This is a genomic window from Micromonospora sp. NPDC049175 (assembly GCF_043197345.1).
Taxonomy (GTDB): domain Bacteria; phylum Actinomycetota; class Actinomycetes; order Mycobacteriales; family Micromonosporaceae; genus Micromonospora.
The window spans coordinates 202,110-220,750 of record NZ_JBICSY010000009.1 but is presented as its reverse complement, the minus strand read 5'-3'; the positions used below and the strand labels follow the sequence as shown (position 1 = coordinate 220,750).

The following is an 18,641-nucleotide window of genomic DNA, read 5'->3' as shown; positions in this document are numbered from 1 at the left end:
GCATCACCCTCGACGCCGGCCTCGCCGACACCGTCACCTGGTACCGCGACAACCGCACCTGGTGGGAACCCCTCAAGACCACACCCACCGCATGACCCGGCTACTCGTCACCGGCGCCGGCGGGATGCTCGGCCGGGACCTGGTCACCGTGCTGCACACCCGGCCCGACCTCAAGGTGACTGCCGCCGGCCGCGCCGACCTGGACATTACCGACCCCACCACCGTCCGGGCGGCCGTCGCCGAACACGACATCGTGATCAACGCGGCGGCGTGGACCAACGTTGACGGCGCCGAGACCAACGAGGCGGCGGCCACCGCCATCAACGGCACCGGCGTGGAGAATCTCGCGTCGGCGTGCGCCGCCAGCGGCGCGCGGCTGATCCAGGTCTCCACCGACTACGTCCTCGCCGGCGACGCGCACACCCCCTACCCGGAAGACGCGCCCACCGCGCCGGTCAACGCCTACGGCCGGGGCAAGCTGGTCGGCGAGCAGGCCGTCGCCCACCTGCTGCCCGACCACGGGTACGTGGTCCGCACCGCCTGGCTGTACGGCGCGCACGGGCCGAACTTCGTGGCCACCATGCTCCGGCTCGCCGGCCAGCGGGAACAGATCACCGTGGTCGACGACCAGCACGGCCAGCCCACCTGGTCCTACCGGCTCGCCGAGCGGCTCGTCGCGCTCGCCGACGCCGCCCTGGAGGGCCGGGCCGCCCCCGGCATCTACCACAGCACCTGCACCGGCCAGACGACCTGGTACGGGCTCGCCCGCGCCACGTTCGCCCTGGCCGGTCTCGACCCGGACCGGATCCGACCCACCACCAGCGACCGGTATCCTCTTCCTGCTCCCCGCCCGGCGTACAGTGTGCTAGCGCACAGCCGCTGGGCGGCCGCGGGCCTGCCGTCGCTGCCGGACTGGCACACCACCCTGGCCGACGCGTTCGCCTCCCCCGCTCCGCCCGCTCCGTGGAAGGTCGCATGAAGCTCACCCTCGTCACCGGCTTGACCGGCCTGATATTGCTCGCCACGATCGTCGAGCTGTTGCGCCGTCGACAGCTTCGCGAGAAGTACGGCATGCTCTGGCTCGGCGTGCTGGTGATCGTCATCCCCCTGTCGCTCTTCCCCCGCCTGCTGGACAACGTCGCCGAACTGCTCGGCGTCGCCTCCGGTGTGAGCCTGGTGCTCTTCCTCGGCATCATCTTCCTGCTGCTGGTGTGCGTCCACCTCAGTTGGGAGGTCAGCGCCCTGGAAGAAGAGACCCGCACGTTGGCAGAAGACTTCGCCCTGCTCCGCACCGAGATCGAGGCGGACCGGGCGGCCCGACACGAACTGGTGCGCACCGATGGTTAACGGCAAGCGGGTCCTGATCATCATCCCGGCGCTCAACGAGTCCGGCTCGATCGCCGACGTGGTCGGCGAGGTCCGCGGCGAGCTGCCCGGCGTCGACGTGATCGTCATCGACGACGGCTCCACCGACCGCACCGCGGCGGTCGCCGCCGCCGCCGGCGCCCTCGTCGCGAAACTGCCGTACAACCTCGGCGTCGGCGGCGCCATGCGGGTGGGCTACCGCTACGCGCGCGACCACGACTACGACGTCGCCATCCAGATCGACGCGGACGGCCAACACGACCCCCGGTACGTGCCGAAGCTCGTCGACCTGCTCGACGAGACCGACCTGGTGATCGGCGCCCGGTTCGCCGGCGAGGGTGACTACAACGTCCGCGGCCCCCGCCGCTGGGCCATGGTCATGCTCTCCGGCGTGCTGTCCCGCGTCGCACGCACCAAGCTCACCGACACCACCTCCGGGTTCCGGGCCGCCAACCGTCGAGTGATCGACATGTTCGCCACCTGGTACCCGGTCGAATACCTGGGCGACACCGTGGAGACGCTCGTGCACACGGCCCGACGCGGCTACACCATCCGCCAGGTGCCGGTCGCCATGCGCAAGCGGATGGCGGGCACCCCCAGCCACTCCCCCGCCAAGGCCATGATCTACCTCGGCCGCGCGTTCGCCGTCCTCACGTTGGCGCTCATTCGCCGGTGATCCGCCGGCTCCTGAGTCTGGTCCCACCGGGCACCGTCGCCGTCGGCGCCGGCCTCGCCCTGCTGGGGCTCGCCTCCTACGTCCACCTGGCGGTCGCCGGGCACAGTCTCACCGAGGCGGACTACAACTCCCTCTCCGTGCTCTGGACGATCGTCTTCACCCTCGGCATCGGCCTGTTCATGCCTGTCGAGCAGGAGGTCGCCCGACTCGTCGCCGCACGGCACAGCCAGGGCCTCCCCCCCGGGCCGGTACTGGCCCGGGGGGCGGCCCTGGCCGCCGGCCTGCTCGCCGCCGTGGTCGCGCTGATCATCGTCTTCCGGGAGACGCTCGCCGACCGGCTCTTCGCCGGCGACGGCACCATGGTCACCGTCCTGATCGGCGCGCTGGCCGGACTCGCCGTCGCGCACACCACCCGCGGCATCCTCTCCGGCCTGCAACTGTTCCCCTGGTACGGCACCCAACTCGGCATCGACGGCGGCCTGCGGATCGTGCTCGTCACCGTCCTCGGCCTCAACGGCGTCACCAACCCCGTCTGGTACGGCGCGGTGCTCGTCATCGCTCCCGTCGCCGGCGCCATCCTCACCGCACCACCAGTCCTGCGCGCCGTCGGCGGCGGCACCCCCGTCGCCTGGGCGACCCTGCTGAGGGGCCTCGGCCTCCTCACCGCCTCCAGCCTGCTCGCCCAGGTCGTGGTCAACATCGGCGTGATCAACGTCAAGGTGCTGGACCCATCCGACGAGGCGACCGCCGGCGCGCTGCTCTCCGCGCTGGTGCTGGTCCGGATCCCGCTGTTCGTCTTCGCCTCGCTGCAGGCATCGCTGCTGCCCGGCCTCTCCACCTCGGCCAGCACCGGCGACCTCACCGGGTTCCACAGCCTGCTGCGCCGCGCCCTGGGCATCGTCAGCGCGCTCGGCCTCACCGGCGCCGTCCTCGCCGTGCTCCTCGGCCCACGGCTGGTGCAGATCCTGTTCGACGCTCCCGGCGTCCTCGGCCACGCCGACTTCGCGTGGCTCGCCGTCGCCACCCTCGCCTACCTGTGGGCGATGGTGCTCGGCCAGGCGCTGCTGGCCCTCAACCGGCACCGGGCACAGGCACTCGCCTGGGCCATCGGCGTGGCCGCCCTCGTCGTCGCAACGCTCGCCCCGGTCTCCACCGCGCTGCGAGTCGAGCTCGGCTACGCCATCGGCTCCGTCGTGGTCGCCGCCGTCATGGCCGTGCTCCTGCGCACCCGCGCCACCCGCCCGGCAGCACCCACCCACGCCCCGGCCTTCGAGGCCGCCGCGCCGGGAGTGACCGGAGGGGTCTGATCCGGGCCGCACCCCCGCGCATCGTGGTCGGACCGACCCACGGCGCGCGGGGATGACCCGGCCACACCGCAGGCGCTGGACATGCTGCGGTGGGCGGCCCTGACACCCGGCCGCCCACCGCAATCCGACAGGTGTTACTTGCCGTCCGCCGGCTTGTCCTCCAGGTCCGCGGACGCCGCCGACGTCGTCGGCTTGTGCGACTCGGTGGTGGGCTGCGCCGGAGTGTCCGGGCCACCCGCCTCCGCCGGCTGCTCGGCGGACACGTCGCCGTCCAGCAACGCGGTCAGCGCCGCACCGGTGATCCGGCGGAACGTACGCCCCACCCGGTGACGGTCCAACACCGCCACCTCCAACTGGTTGGCGGCGATCGTCCGGGCCGCGCCACCCTCACCACCAACCGTGCTCAACGCCTGCACCGCCACCCGGGCCGCCTCGGCGAGGGACATGTCCGCACGGTGCTGGGACTTCAACACACCGGTGATCGCCTCGGCCTGGCCACCCATGGCCATCCGCCCCGGCTCGTCGTTGACCGAGCCGTCGTACGTCAACCGGTACAGCTCGTCATCGTCCGCGGTCGCCCCGACCTCCGCCACGCAGATCTCCACCTCGAACGGCTTCGACTGCTCGGTGAAGATCGCACCGAGCGTCTGCGCGAACGCGTTGGCCAGGGCCCGCCCGGTGACGTCACGCCGGTCGTAGCTGAGCCCGTTCAGGTCGGCCATCCGCACACCGGCCCGGCGCAGATTCTCGAACTCGTTGTACCGACCGACCGCGGCGAACCCGATCCGGTCGTAGATCTCGCTGACCTTGTGCAGGGCGCTGGAGAGGTTCTCCGCGACGAAGAGCACCCCGCCGGAATAGCTGAGGACCACCGCGCTGCGCCCCCGAGCGATGCCCTTGCGGGCCAACTCGGAGCGGTCGCGCATGATCTGTTCGGGCGAGGCGTAGAACTGCATGGCCACGGCGGCGGTTCTCCTTACGGCGCGGTGCTGACGACTGCTGACTGGTGGGGGTGGACGGGGCTCAACCGCCCGGGTTCTCCATCCGACCGGCGACCACGCCCTCGGCGATCGCCGCCGTCTCGGCGTCGGTCAACCGGCGGGTGCCCTCGGCGGTAGCGGTCATCACCACCGGATAGATCCGACGGGTCAGATCAGGTCCGCCGGTCGCGGTGTCGTCGTCGGCCGCGTCGTACAGCGCCTCGACCGCGAGACGGGTGGCGTCGTCGATCGACACTCCGGCGCGGAACCGCTTCTTCAGCGCCGACTTCGCGAACAGCGAGCCGGAGCCGATGGCGTCGTAGCCGGTCTCCTCGTACGGACCGCCGGTCACGTCGAAGCTGAAGATCCGACCGGCCCGCGCCGGATCGGCGGCGGCCAGGTCGAAGCCTGCGAACAGCGGCACCACGGCCAGGCCCTGCATGGCCGCGCCCAGGTTGCCGCGGATCATCGACGCCAACCGGTTGGCCTTGCCGTCGAGCGAGAGCATCGCGCCCTCGATCTTCTCGTAGTGCTCCAGCTCCACCTGGAACAGTCGCATCAGCTCGATCCCGATGCCCGCCGTGCCGGCGATACCCACCAGGGAGTACGCGTCGGCCGGGTGCACCTTCTCGATGTCACGCTGGGCGATCAGGTTGCCCATGGTGGCCCGCCGGTCGCCGGCCATCACGACGCCACCGGCGGCCGAGATGGCCACGATGGTGGTCGCGTGCGGCGCCAGGTCCGCTGCCATGCCCGGCGGCAACGGCCGCCGGCCGGGCAGCATCTCGGGGGCCACCCGACTCAGGAACGTCGTGAAGGAGGACGTCCCCGCGTTGGTGAACACATCTGGTAGACGCCCGGATGGATCAAAGCCCGCTGCCACGTGGTTCCTCTCAGGTACGTGATTGCCCTGGCCAGCCTCGTGGGACTGTCACGGAACTCGCCAAGACCACCGTTGCAGTTGAAGCAGAGTATCCCGCGCACCCATCCGGTGCGATGATCGTGGTCCAGATGTTGCGGGTCCGCGCCGCCGCAGATCGCGCAGACCCCGCCCTGCTCGGCCAGGAGCTCCTGAAACTCCTTCTCCCCGACGCCGTACCGCCGCCGCAGGTGGTACTCGCGGTTACCCCCGTACAGCCGCTGAGCGGTCTCCTTGACACGGGCATTATGGCAGGGTTTGCAGTAGCTGTGCCGGCCGCTGGCCCTGGTCGTGGCGGTGGGCAAGTCCTCCAACGGCTTGATCTCCTCGCAGTCCGGACACCACTTGAGACCCTCGCCGACCGGCGTGGGCGACCGTCGCTGCGGGGCGATGCCCCGCTTACGCCGGCTCGCCGCGGACCGGAGAGCGGCACAGGCTTTGCAGTAGAAGGCGAGACCGTCTACCCGGCGACGGTCTCGGTGGAAGTCCGTGCTGGGCAGCACCCTCTTGCACTGCGGGCACACCTTGTCCGGGGAGCCCGGCAAAACGGACATATGCCTCTATTCACCGCCTTTTTGTACGTAGCCCCTCACGAACTCCTCTGCGTTTTCTTCGAGGACGGAGTCGATCTCGTCGAGGAGGTCGTCGACGTCCTCGGTGATCTCGGCGTGCCGCTCGGCCACCTCGGGGTTGGCCTCGGTGGTGACGTCCTCGACTTCCTCGCCCTGACGGGACTTGCCGGACTGCGACTGGCCGCCGCTGTCATGAGTGGCCATTGCTGCCTCCTCCACGATCGTCTGCGATGAACTTACCTCGCGCGGGCGACGAAAAGCCCGCCGCGCGCCGGCTTGCGGCACGCGGCGGGCATTAGGACGTGCGTTCACCCGCCGGTCAACGTCTCCAGCAGATCCTTCGCGCTGGCGCAGCGGTCGAACAACGCTCCGACATGCGCCCGCGTGCCCCGCTCCGGCTCCATCATCGGCACCCGGACGAGCGACTCGCGGCCCACGTCGAAGATCACCGAGTCCCAGCTCGCGGCGACGACCTCGGACGCGTACTGGGCCAGGCAGCGGCCCCGGAAGTAGGCCCGGGTGTCCTCCGGCGGCTCGGTCATCGCGGTGCGCGTCTCGTCGTCGGTGAGCAGCGTCTTCATCGCCTTTCGGGTGACCAGGCGGTGGTAGAGGCCCTTCTCCGGCCGGACGTCGGAATACTGCAGGTCGACGAGTTGCAGTTTGTGCGAGCCCCAGCCGAGCTTCTCCCGCTCCCGGTAACCCTCGAGCAGCCGCAGCTTGGCCACCCAGTCCAGCTCGTCGGCGCAGAGCATCGGGTCCCGGCCGAGCCGGTCCAGCACGCTCTCCCAGCGGTCGAGCACGTCGACGGTCTGCTCGTCGGCGTCGGTGCCGTAGCGGTCGTCGACAAAGGACCGGGCCCGTTCCAGGTACGCCCATTGCAGGTCCAGTGCGGTGAGCCGGCGACCGTCGCGCAGTCGCATGAGGTGTGCCAGGCCGGGATCGTGGCTGACCGCCCGCAACTCGCTGACCGGGTCGGCGATGCCGAGGTCGGCGCCGAGCGCCTTCTCCTCGATCATGTTGAGGATCAGCGCCGTGGTGCCGACCTTGAGGTAGGTGGAGATCTCGGAGAGGTTGGCGTCGCCGATGATCACGTGCAGGCGGCGGTATTTGTCGGCGTCGGCGTGCGGCTCGTCGCGGGTGTTGATGATGGGCCGCTTGAGGGTGGTCTCCAGGCCCACCTCGACCTCGAAGAAGTCGGCGCGCTGGGAGATCTGGAAGCCGCTCTGACCGCCGTCCTGGCCGATGCCGACCCGGCCCGCGCCGCAGACGATCTGGCGGGTGACGAAGAACGGCGTCAGGTACGCCACGATGTCGGCGAACGGGGTCTGCCGGCGCATCAGGTAGTTTTCGTGCGCGCCGTAGCTGGCGCCCTTGTTGTCGGTGTTGTTCTTGTAGAGGTGGATCGGCTGGCTGCCCGGGATGGTGGCGGCCCGGCGGGACGCCTCGGCCATCACCCGCTCACCGGCCTTGTCCCAGCGCACGATGTCGCGGGGGGTGGTGACCTCCGGGGTGGAGTATTCGGGGTGGGCGTGGTCGACGTAGAGACGGGCCCCGTTGGTGAGTATCACGTTGGCGAGGCCGAGGTCCTCGTCCGCGAGGGCCTCGGCGGGGTCGTAGGCGGCCCCGGAGTAGGTGAATCCGCGGGCGTCGCGCAGCGGCGACTCTTCCTCGTAATCCCAGCGGGCTCGACCACCCCGGTTGAGCTCGGGGCGTGCCCCGTAGGCGTTGACCACCTGTGATGAGGTGACCATCGGGTTGGCTCCGGCCTGTCCGGGCACGGAGATGCCGTACTCGACTTCGGTGCCCATGATCCGACGTACCGTCATGCGACCACTCGCTTCGCTCGCCCCTGGAGCCGGCGTACCCGCCGCTCACACCATCGAGACTAGTCTGCGCGGTGGCCTACCGCGCGGCCCTGCCGGTCGGCGCGGCGCGGCCACCGTGCCGTGGCGGGTCCGGGTGGGCAGCACGCGCGGCCGGCGTATGGCGGCCGTTGATCCCGTGGATGTGCGTCGATAGCCTGCTGAGGGCCCGGGTCGGCCACGACGAGCCACGGTGTGCCGCGGGGGCGGCGCGGCCGGATCGCGGGGCCCGGACGCGCTGGTGGGACGCACGCAGCGGCGGCACCGGACGAGGTCCGGTGCCGCCGCTGGCGGTCAGAGGTACTGGCCGGTGTTGCTGGCGGTCTCGATGGACCGGCCGGCCTCGGCGCCCTTGCCACCGGAGACGAGCGTGCGGATGTAGACGATCCGCTCGCCCTTCTTGCCGGAGATGCGCGCCCAGTCGTCGGGGTTCGTGGTGTTGGGGAGGTCCTCGTTCTCGCGGAACTCGTCGACGCAGGCGTCGAGCAGGTGCTGCAGGCGCAGCCCCTTGCGGCCGGAGGTGAGGAACTCCTTGATGGCCATCTTCTTGCTCCGGTCGACGATGTTCTGGATCATCGCGCCGGAGTTGAAGTCCTTGAAGTAGAGGACTTCCTTGTCCCCGTTGGCGTAGGTGACTTCGAGGAAGCGGTTTTCCTCGGTCTCCGAGTACATCCGCAGCACCACGGCGTCGATCATGGCCGCGACGGTGGCCTGGGGGTCGGCCCCGTGCTCGGCCAGGTCGTCCGGGTGCAGGGGCAGCCCGGAGAGGATGTACTTGGAGAAGATGTCCTTTGCCGCTTCGGCGTCCGGTCGCTCGATCTTGATTTTCACGTCGAGACGACCGGGGCGCAGGATCGCCGGGTCGATCATGTCTTCCCGGTTGGAGGCGCCGATGACGATGACGTTCTCCAGCCCCTCCACGCCGTCGATCTCGCTGAGCAGCTGCGGGACGATGGTGTTCTCCACATCGGAGGAGACACCGGAGCCACGGGTCCGGAAGATCGAGTCCATCTCGTCGAAGAACACGATCACCGGGGTGCCCTCGCCGGCCTTCTCCCGTGCCCGTTGGAAGATCAGCCGGATGTGGCGCTCGGTCTCGCCGACGTACTTGTTGAGCAGCTCGGGGCCCTTGATGTTGAGGAAGAAGCTCGTGTGCTTCTCCTTGCCCTGCCGTTCGGCGATCTTCTTGGCGAGCGAGTTGGCCACCGCCTTGGCGATGAGCGTCTTGCCACAGCCGGGCGGGCCGTAGAGCAGGATGCCCTTGGGCGGGCGGAGCTGGTGCTCACGGAACAGGTCCGCGTGCAGGAAGGGCAACTCCACCGCGTCGCGGATCTGTTCGATCTGCGACTGGAGGCCACCGATGTCGCCGTAGTCGACGTCGGGCACCTCCTCCAGGACCAGCTCCTCGACCTCACTCTTCGGGATCCGCTCGTACGCGTACGCCGAGCGGGGCTCGATCATGAGCGAGTCGCCGGCCCGGATCGCGGAGCCGATGAGGGTCTCGGCGAGGTGCACGATGCGCTCCTCGTCGGAGTGTGAGACCACGAGCGCCCGGTCACCCGGCCCGCCGTTGGGTCCCTCCAGGATCTCCTTGAGCATCACGACCTCGCCGACCCGCTCATAGCCGAACGCGTCGACGATGTTGAGCGCGTCGTTGAGCAGGACCTCCTGGCCACGGAGCAGGTCACCCACGTCCAGCGAGGGTGAGACCGCGACCCGTAGCTTGCGACCGCCGGTGAAGACGTCCACCGAGCCGTCGTCGTGCTTTGCCAGGAAGACGCCATAGCCACTCGGCGGTTGCGCGAGCCGGTCGATCTCCTCCTTGAGCGTCACGATCTGCGTGCGAGCCTCCTTGAGGGTGCTCACCAGCCGGTCGTTGTTCTCGGTCAGCCGCGCCAACTGTGCCTGGGTGGCCGCCAGCCGCTCTTCGAGCTGCCGGACGTGTCGGGGGCTTTCGGTCAACTTACGCCGCACCAGAGCGAGTTCCTCCTGAAGGAACGCGACCTGCGTGGAGAGATCGTGGGCTTCCTTCTCCCACCGTGCGGCGCGCGAGTCCGCGTCGTCGCTGCGTGCTGCCACGTCCCACCTCCCCGGGGGGCTTGAACGTTCTGCCCTAACACTAGCCGCTATGAGGCCGATTCGGTCCCACGCAACACCCTCGTCACCGAACCTTGATCGCCAAGGGTGGCCTGACGGGCGGTTACCGGCGTTCGGGTACCGTCGGAGTGTAGGACGGGAGAACATGGGGGGTGCGCCGGTGACCGAGGTCGCGACCGATCAGCTACAGGTCTGGGTGGACCAGGATCTGTGCACGGGTGATGGGCTCTGCGTGCAGTACGCACCGGAGGTTTTCGAGTTCGACATCGACGGTCTGGCGTACGTCAAGGGCGCCGACGGTGAGCTGCTGGCGGCGCCGGGCAGCCGCGTCGACGTGCCCGAGCACCTGCGGCTCGAGGTGATCGACTCCGCGAAGGAGTGCCCGGGCGACTGCATCCACGTGGTGCGCGGCGACGGCGTCGAGGTCGCCGGTCCGGACGCCGAGGAAGACTGAGCCACCCGCCGGCCGGGCCACGTGGCCCGGCCGGGTCCGGATGGGTCACGTCTCAGAGCATCGGACGGCCGACCACCGAGGCGACCAGCCGCGCGAATTCCTCCAACCGGGCGATCTGCCCGGCCCCGCCGTCGTCGAGGGTCTTGCCGAAGCGCAGCGCGTCGTGCCGTGGGGTGCCCACCATCTCCTCGCTCGGTGGCGCCTCGTCCAGTGAGGTGAGCAGCAGGTAGACGTCAATGCTGTCGACCCTGATCTCGCCGCTGTCGGCGCGGTTGAGCCGCCTCCGGCAGCCGACCTCGGTGACGGTGGAGACCGGCACGACCCGCAACGACGAGGTCATCGAGCCCGGTGGGCCCTCCTCCGGCGGCACGTCCTCGCCGTGCCAGAGGATCAGCCGGCTGCCGTCGCAGACGACGACCTCCTGCCACACGCCGTTGACCTCGTTGACGAAGCGTTCCAGGGTGAAGCCGAGCACCGACGCGCCGCGCAGCACGCCGCCGAGCGCCTCCAGGGCGACGTCCGGGTCACGCAGATAGGCCCGTGCCGCCGATTCCAGATCCTGGTAGGGCGACCAGTCGGGAAAGACCGCGGGGAGGTCACCGCCGCCGTAGCCCGGTCGGCTCATACCAGCGCCTCCCCCTGCTCGGCGATGCCGCCGGCCAGCTCGATGGTCACGGCCTGTCCATCTCCCCCGTACCGTCGGACTGCGCGTCCGCGGCCAGGGCGGCGGCCTGGCGGGCCGCCTCCGCCGCGCGCAGGTCCTGGCGGCGCTGCGCGTACGCCTCGGTGCCCTTGCTGGGCTTGCGGCGACGCGGCGGCGCGGTGACCCCGGGGGCCAGCTTGCGGGCGGACACCAGGAACGCGGTGTGCGCGATCATCCGGTGGTCGGGCCGGACGGCGAGGCCCTCGGCGTGCCAGTCGCGCACCAGGGACTCCCAGGCGCGCGGCTCGGTCCAGCCGCCGCGCTCGCGGAGCGCCTCCACCAGCTCGGACAGCTGCGGCGTGGTGGCGACGTAGCCGATGAACACTCCGCCGGGGACCAGCGCCCGCTCGACCATGTCGAGGGTTTCCCAGGGGGTCAGCATGTCCAGGATGATCCGGTCGAAGCCGGTCTCCTGGCACTGCGCGACGTCACCGACGTGCAGGTGCCACGACGGGTGCGGACCGTTGAAGAACGCCTCGACGTTGCGCTTGGCGATCTGGGCGAAGTCGTCGCGCAGCTCGAACGAGTGCAGCTCACCCTCGGTGCCGACGGCCCGCAGCAGGGAGCAGCTCAGCGCGCCGGAGCCGGCGCCGGCCTCGAGGACCTTCGCGCCGGGGAAGATGTCACCCATCGCGACGATCTGCGCCGAGTCCTTCGGGTAGATCACCTGTGCGCCGCGCGGCATGGACAGCACATAGTCCGACAGGAGGGGCCGCAGCGCGAGGAACGCGGTGCCGCCACCGGCGGTGGTCACGACGCTGCCGTCGGGGAGCCCGATCAGCGTGTCGTGCGCCAGGATGCCGCGGTGGGTGTGGAACTCCTTGCCGGGCTCCAGCGTCACGGTGTGCATCCGCCCCTTGGGGTCGGTCAGCTGAACCCGGTCGCCGGGCCGGAACGGCCCACGGTGCACGGGTGTCAGCGCCGGGGTGGTGGGGTCGGCTCCGACGGTGGAGGGAGTTGCGGTCACGGTGTCATCTTCCGGTTGGGTTCGAGGAGCTGTGCAAGGTCCGCGATGTGCAGAATGCCGACGACATCTTCGCCTGACGTCACCACGTACTGCGCGCCCGGGTGGGTCTGTACGGCCTCCATCACCCGCTCGCCGTCCCAGCCGACGGCCAGTGCGGGAAGTGTGCCCAGTGCTCGGGCGACGGCGTCCACGGCCAGCCATGGTCGGCGGTCGACGGGCACCGCGTCGGCGGCGGCCGGGTCGACGAGCGCCACCGGCCGTCCGGTGGAGTCGGTGACCAGCAGGGCTGAGGCGGGCTGCCCGCCTTCGGCGCGTCGACGCTGGGCCTCGGCCAGGGGTGTTCCGGTGGCCACCGGCCAGACCGGGCGGGCCAGCTCAGAGAGGTCGATCAGCGGGAACCGGCGGCTGACCCGGGCGGCCCGGATGGCCTGCCCGGCGCCCCGCCACAGGGTGACGGCGACCAGCAGCATCAGCGGCAGCGCCAGCGGCGACAGGTAGTCGGCCACGGTGAGGAGCCCGACCAGGGCGGCGGTGGCGACCGCGACGATCCGGCCGGCCCAGCCGGCGACCTCGGTGCCGAGGTGCCGGTCGTGGGTCAGCCCCCACACGGCGGCGCGCAGCGCCCGGCCGCCGTCGAGCGGCAGCCCGGGCAGACTGTTGAACAGCGCGACGATGACGTTGCTGACCGCGAGTTGGAAGGCGAGTTGGTGTGCCACCGTCCGCTCGGGCAGGGCGAGGGTGGCGGCGACCGCGAGGACGCCGAGCACCGCGGACACCGCCGGGCCGGCCAGCGAGACCAGCAGGTCGACGCGGGGGGACGGGGCGTCGCGGTCCATCTCGGTGTAGCCGCCGAGCAGCTCCAGGGTGATTCCGCGCACACCGATGCCGTACCGGCGGGCGGTGAGGGCGTGGCCCAGTTCGTGCAGCAGCACCGAGCCGAGCAACGACACCACGAACCCGAAGCCGATCAGGTAGCCGCTGAGCTGCGGCAGGTCGAGCTGTCGGCGGGCGAATTCGGCGTACAGGACGGCGATGAGCACCGCGAACAGGACCATGGAGCCGTTGAGGTGCAGCGGCACCCCGAACACCCGGCCGACGTTCAGGCCGAGACGCCGGTCGGGTCGGCGCGGCGGCCGGGATGTCTGCTCCATCGCCACGATGCTACGGACCGTCGCCGTACGGGGCGGGCGGCGGTCGGTGTCACACCGGTGCCCTAACCTTTGCCGACATGACGGCGGAACCGGTCACCACCTCCCAGTCCTCCTCCCCGGCGCAGGCGCCGCCGACGGTGCGGGCCTCGCTGTCGCCGTCGCGGGCGGCGGATTTCAAGACCTGCCCGCTGCTCTACCGGTTGCGCAGCATCGACCGGCTGCCCGAGCGCACCACGATCGAGCAGGCCCGGGGCACGCTCGTGCACGCGGTGCTGGAGCGTCTGTTCGACCTGCCGGCGCAGGGCCGCACGCCGGCGGCGGCCGGCGACCTGGTGGCCCCTCAGTGGGACCGGCTGGTGACCGAGCAGCCGGAGTTGGCCGGGATCTTCGACGGCGCGGAGCCGGCCGGTCCGGTGGAGTTCCTGCGCTCGGCCGCGGGGCTGTTGGAGGGCTACTTCGCGGTGGAGGACCCGACCCGGCTGGAGCCGGCCGAGCGGGAGAGCCTGATCTCGGCGGTGGTCGACGACGAGTTGTTGATCCGGGGTTACCTCGACCGGCTCGACGTCGCCCCGGACGGCGCGCTGCGGGTGGTCGACTACAAGACCGGGGGCGCGCCACGGGAGGCGTTCGAGGCGCGGGCGCTGTTCCAGTTGAAGTTCTACGCTCTGGTGTTGTGGCGCACCCGGGGGGTGGTGCCCCGGGTGTTGCGGTTGCTCTACCTGCGCGACGCCGAGGTGTTGGACTACACGCCGGACGCCGACGAGCTGGTCCGCTTCGAGCGCACGGTGGTGGCGCTGTGGCGGGCGATCGAGCAGGCCACCGTTCGGCAGGATTTCCGGCCCCGGCCGAGCCGGCTGTGTGACTGGTGCAGTCACCAGGCGCTGTGCCCGAGCTTCGGCGGCACCCCGCCGCCGTTCCCGGTGGCGGCGGCGACCGCTGATCCGCTGCGCGACGCCCGGTCCGCGCCGGTGGTGCCCGGCGCCGACGAGTGACGACCCGCGGCGGGCCGCTCGCGCCCGGCGCGGTGTGTCCGGCCGGTCGCTGACCCCGTTCGCGGGCTCCGCGGCCCGCTGGGCGGACCCGACCGAAGCGGTGCCGCTTCGATGGGGACACCGCGGCGGGGTGGCCTCTACCGTGGTCCGCGACGCACCGTCCGCCGTACGCGAGGATGGGCGGTGCGGGCACCACGCCGGCGGAACGGGAGACGAGATGACGGATCGGGTGGCCTCGGCGCGGCCGGTGCGGATCCTGCTCGCCGACGACCAGCCGCTGCTGCGTACCGGCTTCCGGATGGTGCTGGGGGCCGAGGGCGACCTGGACGTGGTGGCCGAGGCCGGCGACGGTGTGGAGGCGGTGGAGCTGTCCCGGCGGCTGCTGCCCGATGTCGTGCTGATGGACATCCGGATGCCCCGGATGGACGGGGTGGCGGCGACCCGGGCCATCGTCGACTCCCGGCTGCCGGTGCGGGTGTTGGTGCTCACCACGTTCGACCTGGACGAGTACGTGGTGGGGGCGCTGCGCGCGGGTGCCAGCGGGTTCCTGGCCAAGGACGTGCCCGCCGAGGAGCTGATCGCGGCGATCCGCACGGTGGCCGGCGGGGACGCGGTGGTCGCGCCGCGGATCCTGCGGCGGCTGCTGGAGCGCTTCGCCGACCTGCTGCCCGATCCGGCGGCGACGCCCGCGCCGGTGCTCGACACGCTCACCGACCGGGAACGCGAGGTGCTGGTGCAGGTGGCCCGGGGGTTGTCCAACGCCGAGATCGCGGCGGTGCTGTCGGTGAGCGAAACCACCGTGAAGACCCACGTCGGGCGCCTGCTGACGAAGCTGCGTCTACGGGACCGGGTGCAGGCCGTGGTGCTGGCGTACGAGTCGGGTCTGATCCGCCCCAGGGCGTAGCCGGCGGCCGGCGGCTACCCCACCCGGCGTACTCGAGAATCCCTCCGCGGGGGGACGGCGCGGTTGCCGTGGTCACCTACCGTGACCGGAGACGGCTCGGCGCGGTTGACCCTCCTGTGACGTCAGGGGGCAGTGTCGGTGTCGGCGCTGTCGCCGGTCGTCTGTCGATCGGTCGTCGGGTCAGGGGCAACCCTGATCCGACATCGGGGGCCACCCGCAGCGGGAAATCCGCGCCGGGTCCCCCCAGGGGCGGACGGAACGGGCGTGAGCAGCGCCGATGATGGAACAGTCACGCCGGACCATCGGGGGGCGGCGTGGGAAGACGGACAGACGGAAGAGGTAGATGACGTGACCGCGACGGTAGGCCAGCAGGCGCAGGCCGCGGCCCGGGCGAACGACGTGTGGAAGGTGTACGGCAGCGGCGAGGCCCAGGTCGTCGCGCTGCGGGGGGTCAGCGCCGAGTTCGAACGTGGCCGGTTCACCGCGATCATGGGGCCGTCGGGTTCGGGTAAGTCGACGCTGATGCACTGCCTGGCCGGCCTGGACTCGGTGACCCGGGGGACGGTGGCGATCGGTGAGACGACGGTCACCGGGCTGGGCGACGCGGGGTTGACGAAGCTGCGCCGCGACAAGGTGGGCTTCATCTTCCAGCAGTTCAACCTGCTGCCCACGTTGACCGCCAAGGAGAACATCCTGCTGCCGTTGTCGATCGCCGGCCGCAAGCCGGATCCGGCCTGGTACGACACGGTGATCACCACGGTTGGTCTGAAGGACCGGCTGGACCACCGGCCGGCGCAGCTCTCCGGTGGGCAGCAGCAGCGGGTGGCGTGCGCACGTGCCCTGGTCTCCCGCCCGGAGGTGATCTTCGCGGACGAGCCGACCGGCAACCTGGACTCGCGCTCCGGCGCGGAGGTGCTCAACTTCCTGCGGAGCTCGGTCCGTGAGCACGGCCAGACGATCGTGATGGTCACCCACGACCCGACCGCCGCCGCGTACGCCGACCGGGTGGTCTTCCTCGCCGACGGGCAGATCGTCTCGGAGTTGATCGAGCCGACCGCCGACACGGTGCTGGACACCATGAAGAAGCTGGACACTCCGGCCGAGGTGGGCAACTGATGTTCCGGGCGACACTGAAGAGTCTGCTGGCCCGCAAGGTCCGGCTGATCCTGTCCGGTCTGGCGGTGGTGCTCGGGGTGATGTTCGTCTCCGGCGCCTTCGTGTTGACCGACACGCTGGGCCGTTCGTTCGACTCCGTCTTCGCCGACGGCTTCTCCGAGATCGACGTGAACGTCGCGGCGAAACCGAAGGTGGAGCTCAGCGAGATGGAGGGCGAGCAGACGAACGCCCCGCTGCCCGCCGCCGTGGTGGAACGGGTCAAGCAGGTGCCGGGGGTGGCCTCGGCGACCGGCATCGTCAACGCCGACGGCGCTCGCGTGATCGGCAGCAACGGCAAGGTGATCACGTCGTTCGGTCCGCCCCAGTTGGGCGAGAACTGGATCGGCGAGAGCGAGTTGATGCGGTTGCGGGAGGGGCGCGCGCCGCAGGCCGAGGACGAGATCGTGCTCAACAAGGCGTTGGCCACGACGGCGAAGGTGCAGGTCGGCCAGAAGGTCGGCGTGCTCACCGCGTTCGAGTCGAAGAAGCGCGACTTCACCCTGGTCGGCATCATGGGTTACAGCGGTGACCGGGACTCGATCGGCGGGGTGAACGAGGTCTTCTTCACCACGCCGGTGGCGCAGCGGCTGATGCTCGGCCAGCCGGACACGTTCAGCAGCGTCACCGTGAGCGCCGCCGGCGGGGTCTCCGACGAGAGGCTTCGTGACGACGTGGCCCGCTCCCTGGGCCCGGACTTCGAGGTGAAGACCGGCAAGCAGGTCGCCGCGGACGCGTCGGCCAGCCTGAAGGAGGGCCTGTCCTTCTTCAACAAGATCCTGCTCGGCTTCGCCGCGGTGGCGTTGCTGGTCGGCACGTTCCTGATCCTCAACACCTTCTCGATCATCGTCGCGCAGCGCACCCGGGAGTTGGCGTTGATGCGCGCCATCGGGGCCAGCGGGCGGCAGATCATCGGCTCGGTGGTGTTGGAGGCCATCGCGGTGGGGCTGATCGCCTCGGTGCTCGGCCTCGCTGCCGGCATCGGGGTGGGGGCGCTGCTGGCGTTCCTCTTCGGCAAGCTGGCCGGTGGCCTGACCCTGGCCGGGATCGGCGTGCCGGCGGCCGCGGTGATCGGCTCGTTCGCCGTCGGGCTGGTCATCACGGTGGTGGCGGCCCTGCTGCCGGCGCTGCGGGCGGCGCGGATCCCGCCGATCGCGGCCATGCAGGACGTGGCCACGCCGGACCGGCCACTGACCAAGATCACCATCGCCGGGTCGGTGGTCACCGGCATCGGCGCGGTGCTGCTGTTCCTCGGGCTCAGCGGCAACGCCCGAGGCAGCACGCTGCCCACCATCCTCGGTGGGGTGCTGTTCGCCTTCATCGGTGTGGCGCTGCTGACCCCGCTGATCAGCCGGCCGGTGGTGAACCTGCTCGGCGCGATCTTCTCCTGGTCGGTGCCGGGCAAGCTGGGCCGGCTCAACTCCGGGCGCAACCCGCGCCGCACCGCGATCACCGCCGCCGCACTGATGGTCGGCATCGCGCTTGTCACCGGCGTCACGGTGATCCTCGACTCGGCCAAGGGCAGCATCAGCGCGCTCGCCCAGGACACGATCAAGGCCGAGCTGGTGATCTCCGGTCAGCAGGGCGGCCCGCGTCCGCCGAGCTTCGACCCGGGTGTGCTGGACAAGGCGAAGACCCTGCCCGGCGTGCAGCTTGTCGACGGCGAGTACGGCGACATGGCGAAGCTCGACGGCGAGAGCACCTGGGTCGCGGCGAGCAGTGACATCACGTCGCTGCGGCAGATCTTCGGGGCGAAGGCCACCGCCGGTGACATCGACCGGCTCGGGCCGACCCAGATGCTGGCCAGCTCGGACACGGCCACCTCGCGTGGCTGGTCGGTGGGTTCGACGGTCAAGGCCCAGCTCACCCGGGGTGAGGTGCGGACGTACACGATCAGCGGCATCTACGAGTCGTCGCAGCTGACCAACCCGGTGACGTTGCCGCTGCAGGCCGCGAAGGACTTCACCATCCCGCAGCCCATCCAGGGCTTCATCCAGCTCGCCCCCGGTGCCCGGGTCGCCGACGTGCAGCCCCAGGTGGAGACGCTGCTGGCGGACAGCCCCGAGGTGTCGGTGGCCGACCGGGACGCGTTCATCAAGCAGCAGACCGGTCAGCTCGACGGGCTGCTCACGATGATCCAGATCCTGTTGGCCCTGGCCATCGTGATCGCCGTGCTCGGCATCATCAACACCCTGGCGCTGTCGGTGCTGGAGCGGACCCGCGAGTTGGGTCTGTTGCGGGCGATCGGCCTGCGTCGGGGCCAGACGATGGGCATGATCACCGTGGAGGCGGTGGTGATCTCCGTGTTCGGCGCGCTGCTGGGCGTGGCGGTCGGCACCGGCCTCGGCGCCGCGGTGGTCGAGGCGCTCAAGGACGAGGGCATCACCGACCTGATCCTGCCCTGGGGGCAGATGGGTGTCTTCCTCGGTCTCGCCGCGATCATCGGCGTGGTGGCCGCGGTGCTGCCGGCCATCCGGGCGGCCCGGATCAACGTCCTGGGCGCGATCGCCCACGACTGAGCAGGAACGGAAAAGGGGGCC

18 protein-coding genes are annotated in these 18,641 nt (G+C 70.7%); 9 read left to right on the top strand and 9 right to left on the bottom strand.

Annotated features, from left to right (window positions below):
- Positions 1 to 91 precede the first annotated feature (91 nt).
- From rfbD to ACGFH8_RS29770, 4 genes are read left to right on the top strand one after another with little or no spacing between them, the layout of a single operon-like run.
- Positions 92 to 979 carry a dTDP-4-dehydrorhamnose reductase gene (rfbD, locus tag ACGFH8_RS29785; protein WP_393373574.1) on the top strand — a complete coding sequence of 296 codons (888 nt, stop codon included), beginning with the start codon at positions 92 to 94 and terminating at the stop codon, positions 977 to 979.
- Positions 976 to 1,347 carry a DUF2304 domain-containing protein gene (locus ACGFH8_RS29780; protein ID WP_393373572.1) on the top strand — a complete coding sequence of 124 codons (372 nt, stop codon included), beginning with the start codon at positions 976 to 978 and terminating at the stop codon, positions 1,345 to 1,347. Before rfbD ends, ACGFH8_RS29780 begins: the two co-directional genes overlap by 4 nt.
- Positions 1,340 to 2,041 (top strand): glycosyltransferase family 2 protein, encoded by a 702-nt coding sequence (locus ACGFH8_RS29775; RefSeq protein WP_393317807.1) that lies wholly within the window; start codon positions 1,340 to 1,342, stop codon positions 2,039 to 2,041. The genes ACGFH8_RS29780 and ACGFH8_RS29775 overlap by 8 nt, the downstream gene beginning before the upstream one ends.
- Positions 2,038 to 3,348 (top strand): lipopolysaccharide biosynthesis protein, encoded by a 1,311-nt coding sequence (locus ACGFH8_RS29770; protein WP_393373569.1) that lies wholly within the window; start codon positions 2,038 to 2,040, stop codon positions 3,346 to 3,348. The genes ACGFH8_RS29775 and ACGFH8_RS29770 overlap by 4 nt, the downstream gene beginning before the upstream one ends.
- A gap of 134 nt (positions 3,349 to 3,482) precedes the next feature.
- On the opposite strand, the gene prcA is transcribed toward ACGFH8_RS29770, so the two are convergent.
- The 6 genes from prcA to arc all read right to left on the bottom strand — a co-directional run bounded on the left by prcA (position 3,483) and on the right by arc (position 9,760).
- Positions 3,483 to 4,310, bottom strand: coding sequence for a proteasome subunit alpha (gene prcA, locus ACGFH8_RS29765; protein WP_393373567.1), 828 nt, complete (start codon positions 4,308 to 4,310; stop codon positions 3,483 to 3,485).
- 61 nt (positions 4,311 to 4,371) lie between these two features.
- On the bottom strand, positions 4,372 to 5,211 hold the full coding sequence (gene prcB, locus ACGFH8_RS29760; RefSeq protein WP_393373564.1) for a proteasome subunit beta: 840 nt from the start codon (positions 5,209 to 5,211) through the stop codon (positions 4,372 to 4,374).
- The gene (locus tag ACGFH8_RS29755; protein ID WP_393373562.1) at positions 5,130 to 5,801 is read right to left on the bottom strand and encodes an endonuclease VII domain-containing protein; all 672 of its coding nucleotides are present in this window, start codon (positions 5,799 to 5,801) and stop codon (positions 5,130 to 5,132) included. Before ACGFH8_RS29755 ends, prcB begins: the two co-directional genes overlap by 82 nt.
- 6 nt (positions 5,802 to 5,807) lie before the next feature.
- Positions 5,808 to 6,023 carry a ubiquitin-like protein Pup gene (locus ACGFH8_RS29750; protein ID WP_184186930.1) on the bottom strand — a complete coding sequence of 72 codons (216 nt, stop codon included), beginning with the start codon at positions 6,021 to 6,023 and terminating at the stop codon, positions 5,808 to 5,810.
- Positions 6,024 to 6,127: 104 nt separating this feature from the next.
- Positions 6,128 to 7,645, bottom strand: coding sequence for a depupylase/deamidase Dop (gene dop / locus ACGFH8_RS29745; RefSeq protein WP_357375010.1), 1,518 nt, complete (start codon positions 7,643 to 7,645; stop codon positions 6,128 to 6,130).
- 330 nt (positions 7,646 to 7,975) lie between these two features.
- Positions 7,976 to 9,760, bottom strand: a complete 1,785-nt coding sequence (gene arc, locus ACGFH8_RS29740) for a proteasome ATPase (RefSeq protein ID WP_393373558.1) — start codon at positions 9,758 to 9,760, stop codon at positions 7,976 to 7,978.
- A gap of 178 nt (positions 9,761 to 9,938) precedes the next feature.
- Here arc and ACGFH8_RS29735 point away from each other — a divergent pair, with 178 nt between their 5' ends.
- On the top strand, positions 9,939 to 10,232 hold the full coding sequence (locus ACGFH8_RS29735; RefSeq protein WP_357254249.1) for a ferredoxin: 294 nt from the start codon (positions 9,939 to 9,941) through the stop codon (positions 10,230 to 10,232).
- Positions 10,233 to 10,284: 52 nt separating this feature from the next.
- On the opposite strand, the gene ACGFH8_RS29730 is transcribed toward ACGFH8_RS29735, so the two are convergent.
- From ACGFH8_RS29730 to ACGFH8_RS29720, 3 genes are read right to left on the bottom strand one after another with little or no spacing between them, the layout of a single operon-like run.
- Positions 10,285 to 10,857, bottom strand: a complete 573-nt coding sequence (locus ACGFH8_RS29730) for a hypothetical protein (protein ID WP_355029057.1) — start codon at positions 10,855 to 10,857, stop codon at positions 10,285 to 10,287.
- A 46-nt stretch (positions 10,858 to 10,903) separates the two neighbouring features.
- A complete protein-coding gene (locus ACGFH8_RS29725) occupies positions 10,904 to 11,902 on the bottom strand; it encodes a tRNA (adenine-N1)-methyltransferase (protein WP_393373554.1) in 999 nt (332 codons plus the stop codon).
- Complete coding sequence (locus ACGFH8_RS29720; protein WP_393373552.1) at positions 11,899 to 13,053, bottom strand: M50 family metallopeptidase; 1,155 nt, start codon at positions 13,051 to 13,053, stop codon at positions 11,899 to 11,901. Before ACGFH8_RS29720 ends, ACGFH8_RS29725 begins: the two co-directional genes overlap by 4 nt.
- A 77-nt stretch (positions 13,054 to 13,130) precedes the next feature.
- Between ACGFH8_RS29720 and ACGFH8_RS29715 the strand changes: the two genes are divergently transcribed.
- The 4 genes from ACGFH8_RS29715 (at position 13,131) to ACGFH8_RS29700 (ending at position 18,620) form a co-directional block, all read left to right on the top strand.
- Positions 13,131 to 14,045 carry a RecB family exonuclease gene (locus ACGFH8_RS29715; RefSeq protein WP_393373549.1) on the top strand — a complete coding sequence of 305 codons (915 nt, stop codon included), beginning with the start codon at positions 13,131 to 13,133 and terminating at the stop codon, positions 14,043 to 14,045.
- Between the two features lie 217 nt (positions 14,046 to 14,262).
- Positions 14,263 to 14,949, top strand: a complete 687-nt coding sequence (locus ACGFH8_RS29710) for a response regulator (RefSeq protein WP_393373546.1) — start codon at positions 14,263 to 14,265, stop codon at positions 14,947 to 14,949.
- Between the two features lie 348 nt (positions 14,950 to 15,297).
- Positions 15,298 to 16,065 carry an ABC transporter ATP-binding protein gene (locus ACGFH8_RS29705; RefSeq protein WP_393373545.1) on the top strand — a complete coding sequence of 256 codons (768 nt, stop codon included), beginning with the start codon at positions 15,298 to 15,300 and terminating at the stop codon, positions 16,063 to 16,065.
- Entirely contained in the window at positions 16,065 to 18,620 is a 2,556-nt protein-coding gene (locus ACGFH8_RS29700; protein WP_393373542.1) for an ABC transporter permease, read from the top strand. Before ACGFH8_RS29705 ends, ACGFH8_RS29700 begins: the two co-directional genes overlap by 1 nt.
- The last annotated feature ends 21 nt before the right edge of the window (positions 18,621 to 18,641 follow it).

Bases quoted from the DNA above. Each gene is read 5' to 3' on its own strand.
- ACGFH8_RS29700 (WP_393373542.1), top strand. From the start codon at position 16,065: ATGTTCCGGGCGACACTGAAGAGTCTGCTGGCCCGCAAGGTCCGGCTG.
- ACGFH8_RS29780 (WP_393373572.1), top strand. From the start codon at position 976: ATGAAGCTCACCCTCGTCACCGGCTTGACCGGCCTGATATTGCTCGCC.
- rfbD (WP_393373574.1), top strand. From the start codon at position 92: ATGACCCGGCTACTCGTCACCGGCGCCGGCGGGATGCTCGGCCGGGAC.
- ACGFH8_RS29720 (WP_393373552.1), bottom strand. From the start codon at position 13,053: ATGGAGCAGACATCCCGGCCGCCGCGCCGACCCGACCGGCGTCTCGGC.
- ACGFH8_RS29715 (WP_393373549.1), top strand. From the start codon at position 13,131: ATGACGGCGGAACCGGTCACCACCTCCCAGTCCTCCTCCCCGGCGCAG.
- ACGFH8_RS29750 (WP_184186930.1), bottom strand. From the start codon at position 6,023: ATGGCCACTCATGACAGCGGCGGCCAGTCGCAGTCCGGCAAGTCCCGT.
- ACGFH8_RS29730 (WP_355029057.1), bottom strand. From the start codon at position 10,857: ATGAGCCGACCGGGCTACGGCGGCGGTGACCTCCCCGCGGTCTTTCCC.
- ACGFH8_RS29755 (WP_393373562.1), bottom strand. From the start codon at position 5,801: ATGTCCGTTTTGCCGGGCTCCCCGGACAAGGTGTGCCCGCAGTGCAAG.
- dop (WP_357375010.1), bottom strand. From the start codon at position 7,645: ATGACGGTACGTCGGATCATGGGCACCGAAGTCGAGTACGGCATCTCC.
- ACGFH8_RS29710 (WP_393373546.1), top strand. From the start codon at position 14,263: ATGACGGATCGGGTGGCCTCGGCGCGGCCGGTGCGGATCCTGCTCGCC.
- ACGFH8_RS29775 (WP_393317807.1), top strand. From the start codon at position 1,340: ATGGTTAACGGCAAGCGGGTCCTGATCATCATCCCGGCGCTCAACGAG.